Raw genomic sequence first — 15,586 nt, 5'->3', positions numbered from 1 at the left:
TCGGAGACGTTCGGAGAAGTTCGGAGACGTCAGGGATCGCGCGACAACGCGCGAAGGCCGCACGGGATGCGGGTTCCGTGCGGCCGAGAAGCCGGGAGGGAGGGTGTCGCGTGTACGTGTACGGGGTCGTCAGCGCATCAGCTCGCCCGCGTTGACCAGCAACGACTGCCCGGTGATCGCCCGGGCCCGGTCGGAGGCGAGGAAGGCGACCGCCTCCGCGACGTCCCCGTCCGTGGCCGGCTCCGGCAGCGCCATCCGCTCGGTGAGCCGGGCCAGCACCTCGGACTCCGGTACGCCCTCGGTGTGCGCGGTGAACTGGACGTACGCCTGCACCGGCGGCCCCCACATCCAGCCCGGCAGGACCGTGTTGACCCGGATCCGGTCCGGGCCCAGCTCCCGGGCGAGCGAGTACATCGCCGAGGTGAGCGCCCCCTTGGATGCCGCGTACGCCGCCTGCCGCACCTGCGATGGCGCGGCCACCGCGGACTGCGTGCCGATCACCACCACCGAGCCGCCCCGCTGCTTGAGCGCGGGCAGGCAGGCCCGGGTCATCCGCAGCGTGCCGAGCAGATTCACGTCGATGACCGACTGCCAGGTGGCGAAGTCCGCGTCCTGGAGGCCGCCGAAGTAGCTGTCCCAGGCGGCCACATGGACCACCGCGTCGATCCTGCCGAACCGCTCCACGCCCTGATCACCTTGGTCGAACCGCATCCGGGCCATGAGTACGCGTACAACCGCTGGTACGAGGACGACCACTACTACGCGGGCGCGACGGCGATGCCGTGGATGTTCGCCGGGCGGCGCTGGGTGGCCACCAAGGGCCTCCAGGAGCTGCGGTATCCGGAGAAGTCGGCGGTCGCCCGGCCGGTCGGCGCGGGGTGCTATCTGTCGACGTACTGGGTGACCGAGGGGCGCTACGACGACCACATGAAGTGGACCGTCGCCATCAACAAGCGGCTGAACCGGGATGGCCGGGTCTACCAGGAACGGACCCACGTCTTCACGGCGTTCCAGGACCACGAGGCCACCGTCTACCGCGACGGAGCCGCCGGCCCCCGTGACGTCCACCCGCTCGACCACCCGTACGCGGGCCTCGTCCTCCAGATCATCGATGCCGAAGGCCCCGAACAGCGGACGGAGTTGCTGGAATGGCTGCGTTCACGCCATCTCCCGAAGCGGCTGAAGGGGTCGCCCGCGGCCATGGTCACGGTGTTCCGGCCGACGCCCCTGCCCGGCGACCGGATGACGTACGTGAAGCAGGTCGAGGGGGTCGACACCCGGCTGACGCTGCTCTGGTTCCTTCAGGAGGATCCGCGGACCTGCTGGGAGGAGCACTTCACCGGCCTGGACGCGGCGGTCGCGGAGGCCGGTTTCGGCCGGGTGGAGCTGGTCGCCCCGTTCGTGCCTACCGTGCCGGGGACGGACCGCTACGTCGACCGGCTGCGGTGACACCGGAGGCCGGTGGCGCCGGATCGTGCCGAGCCCCCTCGGCCAGGACGGCGAACCGGTCGAGAGGGCTCCATCAGGTGGTGCGGGTGGTGCGGGTGGTGCGGTAACGCGGTGGTGCAGTGATACGTGAACGTGAACGGTGTCGGCTGATCAGGCGTTGATCGAGCCCGTGGCGACATCGCGCACGAACGCGTTCCACGCACCGGGGACGAAGGTGAGCGAGGGGCCCTCAGGGGCCTTCGAGTCACGTACGGCGATGGACAGAGCGACCGGGGACTTGACCTCGACGCACGCGCCGTTGCCCCCGGAGTACGACGACTTCGTCCACTGGTCCGTAGCACCCTGAAGAATTGCCATGTTCACTCCGGTTCAGAGAGTTGGGTGAGTCGCACCAACCTGATTCCGATTGGCGTGATCGACGCTACTCGCCAAGCTCCGTCCATGAGATGGCCGTTCACTCGACCGGATGGTCTTTCCGCTGTAAGCCTTCTGCGGTGAGTGGGCGGCGGTGTACCATCCCGCCGCTCGCTCCACTGTCCGGATTCAGCTGGTGTACGACTTGGCGATCTTGCTGATGAACTCCCGGGTCTGCTCCACGTTCAGCGCCTGCGCGCGCAGGTGCTCGTACATCACGCTGTAGCGCTGCACGTCGTTCGCCTTCTCCAGGTAGAGATCGCTCGTGACGCCCTCGATGTAGACGACGCTGGAGTCCGCGGCGTCCGGGAACTCCAGGATCGCGTACTGGCCGTTGATACCGGGGTGCGCGCCCATGTCGAACGGCAGGACCTGCACGGTGACGTGCGGCAGGTGCGACTGCTCGACGAGGTGTTCCAGCTGGTCGATCATCACCTGCTTGTCGCCGACCACCCGGCGCAGCGCCGACTCATCGATCACGGCCCAGAGCCGCAGCGGGTTCTCCGGCGCGTTGACCCGGTCCTGCCGCCGCGACCGTACGTTGACGCGCTTCTCGATGTCCGACGGCGGGGCCTCGGGGAGCGCGCCGCTGATCAGGGCCTCGGCGTACGCCCGGGTCTGGAGCAGGCCCGGAACCATCTGGGGCTCGTACACCCGCAGCGACTCCGCGTCGGTCTCCAGGCCGATGTAGACGCTGTACGGGATGTCGCCGAAGGCATGCCACCAGCCCTGCTGGCGCGAGTCCTTCGCCATCTGCATGAGCGAGTCGACGATGCGGACGTCCTCGACCTCGTACACCCCGCAGAGGTCGCGCACATCGCGCTGGCTGATGGAGCGACGGCCGTTCTCCAGGCGGCTGATCTTCGACTGCGAGACCAGCAGGCGCTCCGCCACTTCCTCGGCCGTCATGCCTTTGAGTTCGCGCAGGCGGCGCAATTCCTGGCCCAACCTGCGTCGCCTGACAGTGGGATTGACGTTGGACGGCACGGAAACGGCACCTCCGGCTATGTAGCTGTGCGTATCTACTGCTCAGCAGATTGCCACCCCTTGCCCCGGCCGCGCTGGGAAATGGCCACACGCGGGGCCCGGGGGCGTACGCACCGGTGCGCGGGACGGCGCGCAAGCGCACGGGGCAGCCGGCGATGGTGACTGCCGGCTGCCCCGTGCGTGGTGCGGCTCCCGGACCGGGTCTGTGATGACCGACGACGGTACGGCGGTGTGCTGTTGTCAGGTCCGGGCGGTCAGCTCGCGGCGGTATGCGCCATGCTGCCGCGCCGGGCCTGTGCTTGCGGCTGCAACGGAACGCCCGCTGCCTGCTGCGTACGGCGTGGCTGGACGGCCACTCCGTTCTGGACGTCCATCACGGCGTGCGCCACGAGTCCGCCCATCGGGTCGTGCCTGATCAGATCCCGGAGCCGGGAGCGCGACGAGCGCCCTTCGTTCCCGGGGTACAGATGCTTGCCGAGTCCGACCGCGTGGGCCAGTGCGGCGAGCGCCGCGGTCCGCGGGTCCGGCGGTACGCCGGTGCGGATCGCGCTGTCCAGCCGGTTCCTGATGTCCCGGCTGATCGCCGTCTCCGTCGCTTGGTAGCGAGTCGTCGGCAGCACTCCGCACATCTGGCCCGCCACGGCATGAACCATGCCGCACCGCTCCAGATGAGCGAGATAGATCTGGCGCAGCCCCAGGCGGGGCCCGCCGATCCAGTGGACCGCCCGGACCGGGCTGCCACGACGGCGCAGCAGCTCCAGTGCGGAGTCCAGAGTCGGATCTCCTGTCGGCCGTGGCATCACCACGGCGATACGATCCCCGTCAGGGGCTATCCGTCCTGCCAGAGCCAGCTCCACTAGCTGTGCCCCGGCCAGGCCGAGGTCGAGCGACTGCGGCTGCGCTGTGGTACCCGTGGTCGGGTCCAGAGCGAGCAACAGAAGCTCCTCCGGGATTGTTCTGCGGCTCCTGCCCATCCATGCCTCCCCGCGTGGATGTCTGACAGGGTGACCCCTCTCACATTCATCTGTCGAGAGCGCCTGACTGCTTTGTACGGGAACCAGTAGGTATGTCGTTCTCGTCTAGCAGCTCGGCCAAGGGTTCACACAGGACACTGGTAGATGGTTCGGACAGCGCGGGGTGGCCCCGCAGCGCATGAGGAGGCATCGGTGGCGGGCGAGTCCCCCGACAAAACGGAGCAGCAGAAGTCGTCGGGGACGGCTGCGGAGGAACGCGACCCGCGCTTCGCCGTGTTCCGTGACCCCGGCGCGGACACGGACGCCGATGCGGACACGGATGTCCGTACGGACGTGGGCGTGGATGCCGATGCCGATGCCGATGCGCGTACGGGTGCGGGCGCAGGAGCCACGTCCGACACGGCGACTGCTGTGTTCCGGCCCCGGCTCCCGGAGGACGCCGCCCGGCGTGAGCCCGAGGCCGAGCCCGAGGTAGAGGCCGAGAGTGCGTCTGGGGCGGCCTCCACGGCCGCTGGGGAGGCTCCCGCGCCTCGGGAGGGCACGGGGGCCGCCGAGGACCGCACAGGCCGGGACGCGGACGTGGCGGCGGAGGAGCCTGAGGCGGAGACGGCTGCGGTTACGGCTGCGGAGACGCCTGCGGAAGGATCGGCGGACGAGCCGGAGTCCGGGGACGAGGCCGGGGACGGCCGCCTGCGTGCCGTGGTGGCCGCCTGGGTCGATGCCGCGGCCGAGGCGAAGCCCGCGGCGGGCACCGACGGTGACACGGACTCCGAGGCGAAGCCCGAGGCCGCCGACGAGGACGTGCCCTCCGCGAAGGCGAAGCCCGAGGCGAAGGCGGAAGCGGAGCCTGCGCCCGTTCCCGGGGCGGACGCGGAGCCGAAGCCGAAGGACGAGCAGGACGAGCAGGACGACGAGCCGAAGCCCGAGCCGAAGGCCGACGCCGAGCCGGACACCGCCTCCGACGCCGAGGCGGCCTCCGAGCCGGACGCCGACGAGGCCTCCGACCTGCGAGGAATCGATCAGCCCACCGCCATCTTCAAGGCCGCAAAGCCGGCCGACCGCGTCGACCAGGCGACGACCGCGCTGAAGCTCCCGCCCCGCGAGAGCAAGCCCGGGAGCAAGCCCGGGAGCAAGCCCGAGGACAAGCCCGAAGACAGGTCCGGGACCAAGCCCGAGAGCGACGTCGAGCGCACGAGCACCTTCGTGCCGCTGCGCTCCGACGACGTACGGTCCGCCCCCGCGCCCCGCAAGCCGGAGTCCGGACCCGAGGCCGGGTCCGGGGCGGAGCACGAGCCCGCGCCTGCGGCCGGGCCCCAGGCGCCCGCGCGTACCCCGGAGGCCGGCTCTCCGGCCGTACCGGCGCCCGCCGCCCCCTCCTGGGCGGCGGCCGAGCGGACCCGGCAGCAGCCGCTTCCGCCGAGGCCGCCGCTCGACCTGCTCGCCGAGCTGACGAACACCCCGCCGCCGCCGGAGACCCCGGTCCGGACCGCTGTCCGCCGGGTCAAGATCTGGACCCCGCTGGTGCTCCTCCTGCTGATCGTCTTTGCGATCGTGCAGGTGATGCGCCCGCTGCCGGAGCCCTCGCTGGAGCTCACGGCGAAGCCGACGTACACCTTCGACGGCGGGGCGACGAAGCTGTCCTGGCCGGGCCAGGGGCAGTCGGCCGTGATGGTGGACGGCGTCGGCTCGCTCGGTTCCGAGGGCGCGCAGAAGCCGGCCCCGATCGCCAGCGTCGCCAAGGTCATGACCGCCTACGTGATCCTTGAGGAGCACCCCCTCAAGGGTGACGAGGGGGGCGAGACGATCACTGTCGACCAGAAGGCGGAGGACGAGTCCAAGCGGCCCGACGAGTCGACGGCCCCGCTGACCAAGGGACAGAAGCTGACCCAGCGGCAGATGCTCCAGCTGCTGATGATCCCCTCGGGGAACAACGCGGCGCGGCTGCTCGCCCGCTGGGACGCGGGGAGCGAGGACAAGTTCATCGACAAGATGAACGACGCCGCCAAGGACCTCGGCATGACCGGGTCGACGTACACGGACCCGAGCGGCCTGGAGAAGACCACCGTCTCCACCGCCACCGACCAGCTGAAGCTGGCGCAGGCGGTCATGCGCAACGAGGTCTTCCGGAAGATCGTGGACATGCCCGAGGTCGAGATCGAGGGCATCGACGGCAAGATCTACAACAACAACAACCTCCTGCTCCAGCCGGGCGTGAGCGGCATCAAGACCGGCTCCTCCACCCCGGCGGGCGGCAACCTGCTCTGGTCCGCGAACACCAAGGTCGACGGCAAGATGCTGTGGATCTACGGAGCGGTGATGGGCCAGCAGGCGGGCACCGGCCGGGTCTACGACAGCCTGGAGCTGTCCCTTCAGAACAGCCTGAAGCTGATCAAGGACGCGCAGGAGGCCGCCACCTCGGCGACGGTGGTGAAGAAGGGCGATGTCGTCGGGTACGTGGACAACGGCTTCGGCGGGCAGACCCCGGTGGTCGCCACCAAGAACCTCAAGGCGGTCGGCTGGTCCGGCCTGGAGGTCGAGCTCAAGGTCACGGACAACGGCAAGGGCATCGACCACGCCGCGAAGGCCGGGAGCGAGGTCGGCATGGTGACCGTGGGAACGGGCACCGGAAAGGTCACGGCGCCGGTCGTGCTCCAGGGCGATCTGACCGAGCCGGCCTTCGGCGACAAGCTGACCAGGATCGGCTGAGGCACGGGAGCGGTGGAGGGCGGGAGCCCGCCCTCCACCGTCTGTACGGGGAAGCGTGCCGTTTATGACGGAGAAGCGTGCCGGGGGTACGTGTTAGCGTCCCCGGACAACTCAAGGGTGCTGGGACGCGTCCTTGAGGACGTACCAAGAGGTACGAGGTACGAAGAGGTACGGGGCCGGCGGAGGACGGGGAGAGCCGTAGTGACCACCGCGGAGCCGAAGCCCGGCCGCGAGGCGGACGAGACCACCGGTGCCGGGGGCGATGCCCTGCAGGTGCGCGTGCCGTCGCCCCGAGCCCCGGAGTCTCCCGCCGAGGAATCCGCGGCGGAACCCACCGAGGGCTCTGTCGCGGAACCCACCGCAGGCTCACCCGCGAGCCCCACCTCCGGCTCGTCCGCGGGCCCCACCGCGCCCGAGGAGACCCCGCACGCCCGGGCCCGTCGGCTGCTGCGGCACCCCGTCACCATCGCGACGGCGGCCGCCGCCGTACTTCACCTCCTCTGGTTCTTCTTCTTCGCCAACACCGGCGGCGACATCGCCGCGCAGGACGCCTGGGCCGAGTTCGTGGGCCGGCACCCCGGCACCGCGTACAACCTGGCCTGGTACGGGGGCATGCACCCCGTCTCGTACAGCGTGGTCTCGCCCTACCTGATGTCGCTGCTCGGCGTCCGCACGACGATGATGATCGTCGGCACGGTCTCCTCCGCGCTGACCGCGCTGATCCTGGTACGCGTCCCGGCCGTCCGTAATCCGCTGGCCTGCTCGCTCGCCGGGGTCTTCGCGTTCCTGTGCAACGCGCTGTCGGGCCGGGTGACGTTCGGGCTCGGCATGATGTTCGCCGTCGGCGCGGTGGCGGCGGTGTTCTGCTGGCCCTACCGGTGGCGGTACAAGCGGTGGGCCAAGGCCGCCGTCGCCGCCCCGCTCGCCGGGCTCGCGACCGCGTCCAGCCCGGTCGCCGGACTCTTCCTGGGCGTCGTCGCGGCGGCGCTGTTCCTGCACAAACGACGACCAGGCGCCTACGCCATCGGCCTCGCGCCGGTCGCCGTGGTGGGGCTCTCCGCCTGGCTGTTCCCCTTCTCGGGTACGCAGCCGATGTCGCTCGGGACGCTGTCGCTGCCGTTCGTCTTCGCGGTGCTGGTCTTCGTCCTCGTACCGCGTGACTGGAGCACGGTCCGCACCGCCGCGGCCGTCTACGGACTCGGGACGCTCCTCACGTATGTCGTCGACTCGCAGATCGGGTCGAACATCACGCGCATGGCGATGCTTTTCGCGGGGGTGGCCCTGCTCGCCGCCCTGCCGTACACCGCGCCGCGCAGCCGCCGCTGGTACGCCCTGGTCCTGGCCTTCGTGGGCCTCAACTTCTGGATCGGCTTCAAGGGCGTCGACGACATCGTCCGCACCGCCCCCGCCGCGTCCTGGAACCGCGAACTGGCCCCGCTGGTCAACCAGCTCCAGCAGGTGCAGGCGGAGCGCGGCCGGGTCGAGGTGGTGCCCGCGAGCAGTCACCGCGAATCGTCGGCGCTCGCCCCGTACGTCAACCTGGCGCGCGGCTGGAACCGCCAGGCGGACATGAAGCGCAACCCGCTCTTCTACGACGACACGCTCGACCCGGTGAACTACCGGGAGTGGCTGGACCGCTGGGCCGTGCACTACGTGGTGCTGCCCAAGGACCGGCCGGACAACGGGGCGGTCCAGGAGGCGGAGCTGGTCGAGCAGGGCCAGCCGTACCTGCGCCAGATCTGGGGCGACGCGAACTGGAAGCTCTACCGGGTGCTGGACCCGGTGCCGCTCGCCGACCCGCCCGCGACGGTGGAGCGGGCGGGCGCGGACGAGCTGACGATCACCGTGAAGTCGGCGGGCCGGGTGCTGATCCGGATCCCGTACACGCGCTGGCTCGCGCTCGTCGACGAGAAGGGCAAGAGCGTGGAGCGCCCGCTGGAGACCGAGGAGTCGAAGGAGCGGTCGCAGGTGGACGACACCGCCCCGAAGACGTACCTCAACACCCACGGCTGCCTGAACAAGGTCGAGGAGGGCCCGTACGGCGACGAGTGGACCGAACTGCTCGCGCCGCGACCGGGCGTGTACCGGCTGGCGGCCCCGTACCAACTCCAGCCGGGCACACCGTGCCCGGAAGAACTGAGCTGACGGGCCCTCGTCCGTTCCGTTGGCGCCCGTCCCGTGTACGGGCCATCGGGTGCGGGATCTCCCTCTGGGGGCGGCGCCCTGGCAAGGTGTTCTGCCATGAACGCCACGAGGTGCCAACACTGCGGCGGCGGACGCCGGGGACCGCTGCCCGGAATGGTCTGCCCCGGCTGCGGGGCGGGGGCGTCCCGCCCGGCGGGGGTGGACGGTTCCTGGGTCGCGCGCGAGACGCTGGCGGGCCGCCTCTCCACACTGCCCCGCCGACGCAGGGCCCTGCTCGCGGCGGGCGTCGTGGTGGCGGTCGGCGGCCTGGTCTCCGTTGCCTCGCTGCTGGTCTCGGGCGGCGGGAGCGTGGGCGGCGGCAGCAGCCGTACGGACGCGGCGGGCCGGGCGGGCGCGGTACCCGACCGGATCGGCGGCGCGGCCCCCACGAGGATCGTCCCGGGGCCGGACGCGGGCACGGATCCCGATACGGGTACGGGTACGGGCACGGGCACGGAAGCCCCGGGCGTCCCGGACGTCCCGGACCCTTCAGGGGCCTCGTCGGCGCCCCCGCCGGACGGGGAACGCTTCACGCAGTGGGCGGGCCCGGGCTGCGCGGCGGGAACGTACCGGGAACGCGGCCGGTTCGAGAGCGGCGACGCCGGCTGGTACACGGTCGAGAACGGCGGCTTCGACGGCGGCGGGTGCGACGGCCGGTTCAGCGCGATCCCGATGTCGGGCAGCCCGACCGAGGACCGGGGCTCCACGGCCACCTGGTCCTGGCGGCTGGGCCGGGGCTTCAGCGAGTGCGCGCTGACCGTCTTCGTCCCCGACAGCGGCCGCCCGCGCGACGCCGCCGGGGAGCCGACCGTCTACCGGGTGCTCTCGGACCCGGACGACGGGGACTCCGCGTACACGGGGTTCGCGGTGCTCCAGACGGAACACCGGGGGAGCGAGGTCCCGGTGCGCAGCTACCCGGTCAAGGGGGACGTCTTCGCCGTGCAGCTCATCGACCGGGGCCGGGACTGGGGCGACGCGCGACGGGTCGGCGCGCACCACGCGGCGGCGCAGATGAGAGCGTCCTGCCACTGAGGCGTGTGCCTGCCGCTGAGGCGCGTGCCGGGCACTGACGAACGTGCTGGGCACTGACGGGCGTACCGGGCACGGGCGGGTGTACCGGGCACGGGCGGGTGTACCGGGCACGGGCGGGTGTACCGTGCACGGGCGTGCCGGGCACGGGCGGGTGTGCCGGGCACGGGCGGGCGTGCCGCGCACTGACTGGCGTGCCGCGTGCCCTACCGCACGAACGCGCGGTCGTGCGGCGACAGGTCCGTCGCGGGTCCGGCGGCGCGGAGGACGGTGTCTAGGGCCCGGCTCGGGTCGGCCTCGTAACAGCCGCTGGCCCAGGCCGCGTTGGCCTCGATCACCGCCCATCTCCCCCCGTCGTCGCGGCCGACGTCGACGACGATCGCGGAGGGCAGGCTGCCCCCGGCGGTGGCGAGCACCTCCCGCCCGAAGGCGAGCGCGTCACGGTCCGCCGACCCGAGCCGGAGCCGGCCGCCCTCGGCGTACTGCCCGGCGGTGTGGACGGCCCCGTCGAGCAGATGGAGCCGGTACTCGACGGTGAACGTCATCACGTCGCTTACCAGCACCACGGTCGCCGGATCCACGGCATCCGGTCCGGGCAGCCGTGAGCCGTCCGCGTACACGAGCGCCGAAATGCTCTTGTCGTTGGGCGACTTGACGAAGGCGGGGCGTCGCAGCCGGTACGCCTCACCGATGGGCATCGCCCGGACCTCCCGCCGGGTGAGCGCCCGGGGGAGCCGGGCGAGCCAGTCGGCGGGCGCCTCCAGGAGGGCGATTCCGAGGGTGGGGGCCACGACGTCGGCGAAGGAGGGCCCGGCATGCAGATGCACGGCGTGCGCCGCGTTCCCGGTGCCGCCCGCCCACCCGGGCCGCCCCAGCCCCTCCGGTACGGCGGAGGCTGTCGCCTCCACGATGCGCAGCCCGCGCCGCAGGGCGGTGGTGCGTAACGTCCTTGCTGAGGAGGTGAGTTGGGGCGGGAGGACGAGGGTGCGCGATGGGCGGGTCATGGCCGCAGATCCTCTCGTACGGGTGCGCCGCGCCGCACCGGATTTCCGCACGGCAGAGGACCGGGGAATGCGTTGTGCGCGCCCGGGGTCACCTGGTTCGATCGGTGCATGATCATTGAACCGTCGCTCGTACGCGGCCTGATCGCCGCCCAGTTCCCGCACTGGGCGGACCTGCCCGTGGAGGCGGTCGACGCGAGCGGGACCGCGAACGCGATCTACCGCCTGGGCGCCGACAAGGCCGTGAGGCTGCCCCGTACCGATGGCAGTGCGGCGGATGTGGCGACGGAGCACCGCTGGCTGCCGCGACTTGCCGAGCAACTGCCGTTCCCCGTACCGCTCCCGCTCGCCCAGGGGGCCCCGGGCAAGGCGTTCCCCCGTCCCTGGTCGGTCTGCACCTGGCTGGACGGCACGAACCCGGGCCCCGGCGACGCCTCGTCGTCCTCCGACCTACTGGCGGCGGACCTGGCGGAGTTCGTGCTGGCGCTGCGCCGGATCGACCCGGCGGACGCCCCGCCCGCGTACCGCAGCGAACCCCTGGCCTCCCGCGACCCGGCGACCCGCAAGGCGCTGGCGGCCTTGGGCGGGGTCGTGGACGCGGAGGCCGTCGCCGCGTCCTGGAAGGAGTCCCTGTCCGCCCCGCCCTTCGCGGCCCGCCCGGTCTGGGTCCACGGGGACCTCCAGCCGGGCAACGTCCTGGTCGCGGACGGCCGTCTCACCGCGGTCATTGACTTCGGCTGCACAGGCCTGGCCGACCCCGCGGTCGACCTGATCGCGGCCTGGTACCTGCTGACGGCCGGGGCCAGGGAGACGTTCCGTACGGCGATCGCGGCCGACGACGCCACCTGGATGCGGGGGCGGGGCTGGGCGCTGTCCATCGCCCTGCTGGAGCTCGCGCACTACCGGGAGGCGAACCCGCTGATGGCCCGGATAGCGGCGCATGTGATCGACGAAATCGTGGACGAGGCCACGAATCGGGCGTAGGCGACGTCAGGTGGGCCGGGCCTATTCCACGTCGATGCCGTACTCCTGGACCAGTTCCTCCAACCCGCCTCGGTACCTCTTGCCTCCGGTGACGAACTCCCAGTCCCCGTTGGCGCGGCGACGGAACGACCCCAGGACGAGGGCGGTTTCGCCGGCGCGACCGTCGGAGACGTCCACCTGGCCGAGTGGGGTTCCCTCCGCGTCCAGCAGCCGGATGCCGGCGTCGGCGAACCCGGACAGGTCGGCCGTGGGGTTGGTGACAACCCCGTCGCCCAAGTCGAGTTGATGCCGCGAGCCCGTGCCACTGCCGGTTCGGCTCGCCCCGGGGCGGGCACCGAGCTCGGTGAGGTCGATGAATCCGTGCGCAAGATGCTGATCCGTGGGGACGAATCAGGGAAGGCGACTTCCCGTTCGCTCACGGGAACGGCCTCGGACGAGGAGTCCGAGGCCGAGTGGCAGTCCTCCCTGGGGGATGAACCCCAGGTCAGAGCCGTTACGCGTTGTGCCCCCGGCAGGATTCGAACCTGCGACACCCGCTTTAGGAGAGCGGTGCTCTATCCCCTGAGCTACGAAGGCTGGGATGCGACGCGGTGGCCCCGCCGTGCAGGCCGGGCTACCGCCGCCAGTGTAGCGGTTGGGTCGGCAGCGGCTCGGCGGGTCGGTGATCGCGTGGCCGGGCGCTCGCGCGGGGGATGCCCGGGGGCTCGCGCGAGGTGCGTGGGGGCCGCCGTCCGGCTTGTGCGGCCGGTCGTGGGTGGGGTTTGCTGCCGGGGTCCTGGGAGTGCTCGGTGAAACGGCTGGTTCGGTGACGCGAGAAGAGTTGCTGGCTCTGCTGTCAGCGCTGAAGAGGGCCCGCGTGGGCGGGCGGCGGGCTCCGCACAAGCCGTTGCTGGTGCTCTGGCTGCTGGGGAGGTTCGCCGCGGGCGGCAGTTCGGCGGTGACGTACGACGAGGCCGAGGAGCCCGTCAGCCGGCTGATCAATGACTTCGGGCCGGCCGTGACGAGCCGGACCCGGGCGCGGGAGCGGGCCGCGATGCCGTTCGTGCATCTGGAGCGGAGCCTGTGGGATCTGCGGGACCGTGACGGGCTGCCGATGGGTACCGACGTGGCCGAGCGCGGGAGCCTGCTGCGCGGCCGGGGGGCCCACGGACGGTTCCGGCCCGAGGTCGAACTGGTGCTGGCCGAGCCGGGCATCTTCGCGGCGGCTGTCCGGCTCCTGCTCGAACAGCACTTCACGCCGGCGCTGGAGCCGCTCGTCCGGGACGCCGTCGGGCTCGACCCGGACCTCCTCGACGAGGCGGCGCAGCTGCCGGGGCGGGGCAGGGCGCGGCGGCGGAGGTCCGGGTTCGCCGAGGAGGTCCTGATGGCCTACGCGTACGCCTGTGCGTTCTGCGGCTTCGACGGGGCGCTCGGCCGTAATCCCGTGGGCCTGGAGGCGGCGCATGTGCGCTGGCACAGCCAGGACGGCCCGGACGAGATCGCCAACGGGCTGTCGCTGTGTTCACTGCACCACACGCTCTTCGACCTGGGCGCCTTGGGGCTCCTGCCCGACCTGCGGATACAGGTCCCTCCCCTCTACGTGGCGCGCGGCCCGGCCGGGCGTGCCGTCGACGCCCTCCACGGGCAGCCGGTCGCGGCGCCCCGGCCCGGGCAGCCCGCGGTCGATCCGGAGTTCGTTCTCTGGCACGGCCGTCAGGTCTTCAAGCGCCCCGGCGCTCAGGCGGCCTAGAGGAGGCGCTCAGACGGCGTAGAAGGCGTGTAGGCGGCGTCGAGCCCCGGCGGTCGGGGCTGGTTCACTGTGACGCGCGTCACCGGAACCTGTCCGCGCGGGCGGACAAGTCAGGAGGTGAGCCACTCGATGCACGCGCGTATCCGCGCGGGGGATCCCGACGCCTTCCGGGAGCTGTTCCGCGATCATGCCCAGCTCGTCTACCGGCACGCCGTCCGGATCACCGGGGACTGGAGCGCGGCCGAGGACGTGGTGTCGCTGACGTTTCTGGAGGCGTGGCGGTTGCGCGGGAAGCTGCGCGACGAGGGGGAGAGCCCGCGACCCTGGCTGATGGGCATCGCCGTCAACGTCTTGCGCAACACCGGGCGCGCCGCCCGCCGCCATGAACGGGCCCTGGCCAGGGTGCCGTTACGGGACGTCCTGCCCGACTTCGCCGACGAACTCGTCGGGCGGATCGCCGACTCCGACGAACTCGCCGCAGCCAAAGTGGCGTTGGGGCAACTGCGGCGGGCCGAGCGGGAAGTGTTCGCGCTCTGCGTGTGGTCCGGTCTCGGGTACGCCGAGGCCGCCGAGGCGCTCGGCGTGCCCGTCGGCACCGTGCGGTCCCGGCTGTCCCGTGCGCGGGCCAGGCTCCGCAAGCTCACCGACAGCGAGTTGCGCCGGCGGGGAGGCAGGGCGGAATCCCTCGGGGCGGGCACGGAACCCCTCGGGGCGGGCGGACAAGTACAGGGTGGCCGCACCACAGCGGCCCGGTCGAACGAGGAGAGAACCCGATGATCCGCACCCCCTGGCGGCGGCGCGATGAGCCGCTCGACCACGCGGAACTGGCCCGGCTGCTGCCCGCGCCCGGTGATCCGGAACTCTCCTCCGACCGCTTGAGCGGCCTTGAGGAGCACCTGATGACCGAGATCCGGAACGAGATCAGGAACGAGATCCGGAACCTGACGCCTGGCGCCGAGAGCCTGACGCCCGGTGCCGAAAGCCTGACGCCCGGCGCCGGGGGCCTGGCGCCCGGAGCCCGAAACCTGACGCCCGACGCCGGGAGTGGTTCCCGGCCGACGCGCCGTCCCGGCCGCCGTCCGGTCCTGGTCGGCGCGGGCGCCGCCCTCCTGGTCGCCGCCGCCGGGGTCGCCGCCCTCACCGGCGGCCCCAGCGGCTCCGGAGGTCCCGGCAGTGCGGCCGCCCCGCCCGCCGGTACCGTTCCCGCCCCCGTCGTACAGGTGGCCCGGGGCAGCACCGAGGGGCTGGCGGGCGCGGTCGCCGACATCTCCGGGGCGGCGGCGAGGACCGAGCTGCCCGAGCCGCGTCCGGGGCAGTTCCTCTACGTCCGGAGCGAAGTCTCCTGGATGGTCACGTGGGACGGCGCCGACGGGAAGAACGAGAGCTACGTCGAAAAGCTCCACCCCCGCGAGGTCTGGATGTCGCCCGACGGCGGCACGGGCTGGCTGATGGAGCCGTACAAGGAGGCCATCGACCGCGAAGGCATCACCCTGGACGGCCCCGGGCCGTCGCAGCCGTCGCTCAACGCACCCAGCTACGACTACCTGCGAACCCTGCCCACCGACCCGGATCTCCTGTTGAAGAAGATCTACGACGAGACCGAGGGCGAGGGCAACGGTCCCGACCAGCGGGCCTTCACCACCATCGGCGACCTGCTGAGGGAGCAGGTGGTCCCGCCGAAGCTGGCGGCCGGCCTCTACCGTGCCGCGGCCCGGATCCCCGGCGTCGTCCTCGTCGACGACTCCGCCGACGCGATCGGCCGGCACGGGGTCGCCATCGCCCGTGCCGACGAGGCGGACGGTGCGCGCACCGAGTGGATCTTCGACCGCCAGACGTACACGTATCTGGGGGAGCGCACCGTCCAGACGCGTGACGCGGAGGGCGTCAAGGAGGGGACGGTCCGGGGCCACACCGCCGTCACGGACCGGGCCGTGGTCGACGCCATCAAGCAGCTCCCGGCCGCTCCGGCTCCGGGCGAGCGATCCGCCCCGCCCACTCCCACCTCCACCCCCACCACTTCCGCCGGAACGTGACCCTCCCGCGTCTCCCCGCGCCGCTTCCCTGAGTCTCGCCGTGCCGTCTTCCCGTGCCGCCGTCTTGCTGTGCCCGCTCCGGCACGGGAAGACGGC

General features: G+C 72.0%; 12 protein-coding genes, 1 tRNA gene and 2 pseudogenes. 8 read left to right on the top strand and 7 right to left on the bottom strand.

Annotated elements, in window-relative coordinates; genetic code table 11:
• Window positions 1-129 precede the first annotated feature (129 nt).
• A pseudogene (locus tag ACFWM7_RS12130) lies at window positions 130-681 on the bottom strand (SDR family oxidoreductase); the annotation flags it as partial.
• Here ACFWM7_RS12130 and ACFWM7_RS12125 point away from each other — a divergent pair.
• Window positions 649-1,449, top strand: a complete 801-nt coding sequence (locus tag ACFWM7_RS12125; protein WP_383258748.1) for a hypothetical protein — start codon at window positions 649-651, stop codon at window positions 1,447-1,449. The pseudogene ACFWM7_RS12130 and the gene ACFWM7_RS12125 overlap by 33 nt on opposite strands.
• Window positions 1,450-1,599: 150 nt before the next feature.
• Here the strand turns inward: ACFWM7_RS12125 and ACFWM7_RS12120 are convergent, their stop codons facing one another.
• The 3 genes from ACFWM7_RS12120 to ACFWM7_RS12110 all read right to left on the bottom strand — a co-directional run bounded on the left by ACFWM7_RS12120 (window position 1,600) and on the right by ACFWM7_RS12110 (window position 3,824).
• Entirely contained in the window at window positions 1,600-1,806 is a 207-nt protein-coding gene (locus ACFWM7_RS12120; protein WP_006125325.1) for a DUF397 domain-containing protein, read from the bottom strand.
• A 186-nt stretch (window positions 1,807-1,992) separates the two neighbouring features.
• Window positions 1,993-2,850, bottom strand: a complete 858-nt coding sequence (locus ACFWM7_RS12115) for a helix-turn-helix transcriptional regulator (RefSeq protein ID WP_030710698.1) — start codon at window positions 2,848-2,850, stop codon at window positions 1,993-1,995.
• Window positions 2,851-3,104: 254 nt separating this feature from the next.
• Window positions 3,105-3,824 (bottom strand): GPP34 family phosphoprotein, encoded by a 720-nt coding sequence (locus tag ACFWM7_RS12110; RefSeq protein ID WP_003968450.1) that lies wholly within the window; start codon window positions 3,822-3,824, stop codon window positions 3,105-3,107.
• A gap of 192 nt (window positions 3,825-4,016) precedes the next feature.
• On the opposite strand from ACFWM7_RS12110, the gene ACFWM7_RS12105 reads away from it, so the two are divergent.
• From ACFWM7_RS12105 to ACFWM7_RS12095, 3 genes are all read left to right on the top strand, one after another.
• A complete protein-coding gene (locus ACFWM7_RS12105; protein ID WP_383258744.1) occupies window positions 4,017-6,530 on the top strand; it encodes a serine hydrolase in 2,514 nt (837 codons plus the stop codon).
• A 201-nt stretch (window positions 6,531-6,731) separates the two neighbouring features.
• Window positions 6,732-8,675, top strand: a complete 1,944-nt coding sequence (locus tag ACFWM7_RS12100) for an MFS transporter (protein ID WP_383258741.1) — start codon at window positions 6,732-6,734, stop codon at window positions 8,673-8,675.
• A gap of 153 nt (window positions 8,676-8,828) precedes the next feature.
• Window positions 8,829-9,746, top strand: coding sequence for an adhesin (locus tag ACFWM7_RS12095; RefSeq protein ID WP_383258796.1), 918 nt, complete (start codon window positions 8,829-8,831; stop codon window positions 9,744-9,746).
• 203 nt (window positions 9,747-9,949) lie between these two features.
• Here ACFWM7_RS12095 and ACFWM7_RS12090 read toward each other — a convergent pair whose 3' ends face one another.
• A complete protein-coding gene (locus tag ACFWM7_RS12090; RefSeq protein WP_383258738.1) occupies window positions 9,950-10,747 on the bottom strand; it encodes an ATP-grasp domain-containing protein in 798 nt (265 codons plus the stop codon).
• A gap of 108 nt (window positions 10,748-10,855) precedes the next feature.
• On the opposite strand from ACFWM7_RS12090, the gene ACFWM7_RS12085 reads away from it, so the two are divergent.
• Complete coding sequence (locus ACFWM7_RS12085; RefSeq protein WP_383258735.1) at window positions 10,856-11,728, top strand: aminoglycoside phosphotransferase family protein; 873 nt, start codon at window positions 10,856-10,858, stop codon at window positions 11,726-11,728.
• Window positions 11,729-11,749: 21 nt separating this feature from the next.
• Here ACFWM7_RS12085 and ACFWM7_RS12080 read toward each other — a convergent pair.
• Window positions 11,750-11,983, bottom strand: a pseudogene (locus tag ACFWM7_RS12080) (TerD family protein); the annotation flags it as partial.
• A gap of 248 nt (window positions 11,984-12,231) precedes the next feature.
• Window positions 12,232-12,304: transfer RNA gene (locus tag ACFWM7_RS12075), tRNA-Arg, on the bottom strand.
• A gap of 229 nt (window positions 12,305-12,533) precedes the next feature.
• On the opposite strand from ACFWM7_RS12075, the gene ACFWM7_RS12070 reads away from it, so the two are divergent.
• The 3 genes from ACFWM7_RS12070 to ACFWM7_RS12060 all read left to right on the top strand — a co-directional run bounded on the left by ACFWM7_RS12070 (window position 12,534) and on the right by ACFWM7_RS12060 (window position 15,490).
• Window positions 12,534-13,457 (top strand): phosphorothioated DNA-binding restriction endonuclease, encoded by a 924-nt coding sequence (locus tag ACFWM7_RS12070; RefSeq protein WP_383258732.1) that lies wholly within the window; start codon window positions 12,534-12,536, stop codon window positions 13,455-13,457.
• A 129-nt stretch (window positions 13,458-13,586) separates the two neighbouring features.
• Window positions 13,587-14,234 carry an RNA polymerase sigma factor gene (locus ACFWM7_RS12065; RefSeq protein WP_383258729.1) on the top strand — a complete coding sequence of 216 codons (648 nt, stop codon included), beginning with the start codon at window positions 13,587-13,589 and terminating at the stop codon, window positions 14,232-14,234.
• Window positions 14,231-15,490 carry a CU044_5270 family protein gene (locus ACFWM7_RS12060; RefSeq protein WP_383258725.1) on the top strand — a complete coding sequence of 420 codons (1,260 nt, stop codon included), beginning with the start codon at window positions 14,231-14,233 and terminating at the stop codon, window positions 15,488-15,490. Before ACFWM7_RS12065 ends, ACFWM7_RS12060 begins: the two co-directional genes overlap by 4 nt.
• Window positions 15,491-15,586: the final 96 nt, after the last annotated feature.

The organism is Streptomyces sp. NPDC058375 (assembly GCF_042723425.1).
Classification (GTDB): domain Bacteria; phylum Actinomycetota; class Actinomycetes; order Streptomycetales; family Streptomycetaceae; genus Streptomyces; species Streptomyces durocortorensis.
This window is presented reverse-complemented; position numbering and strand designations above follow the sequence as displayed.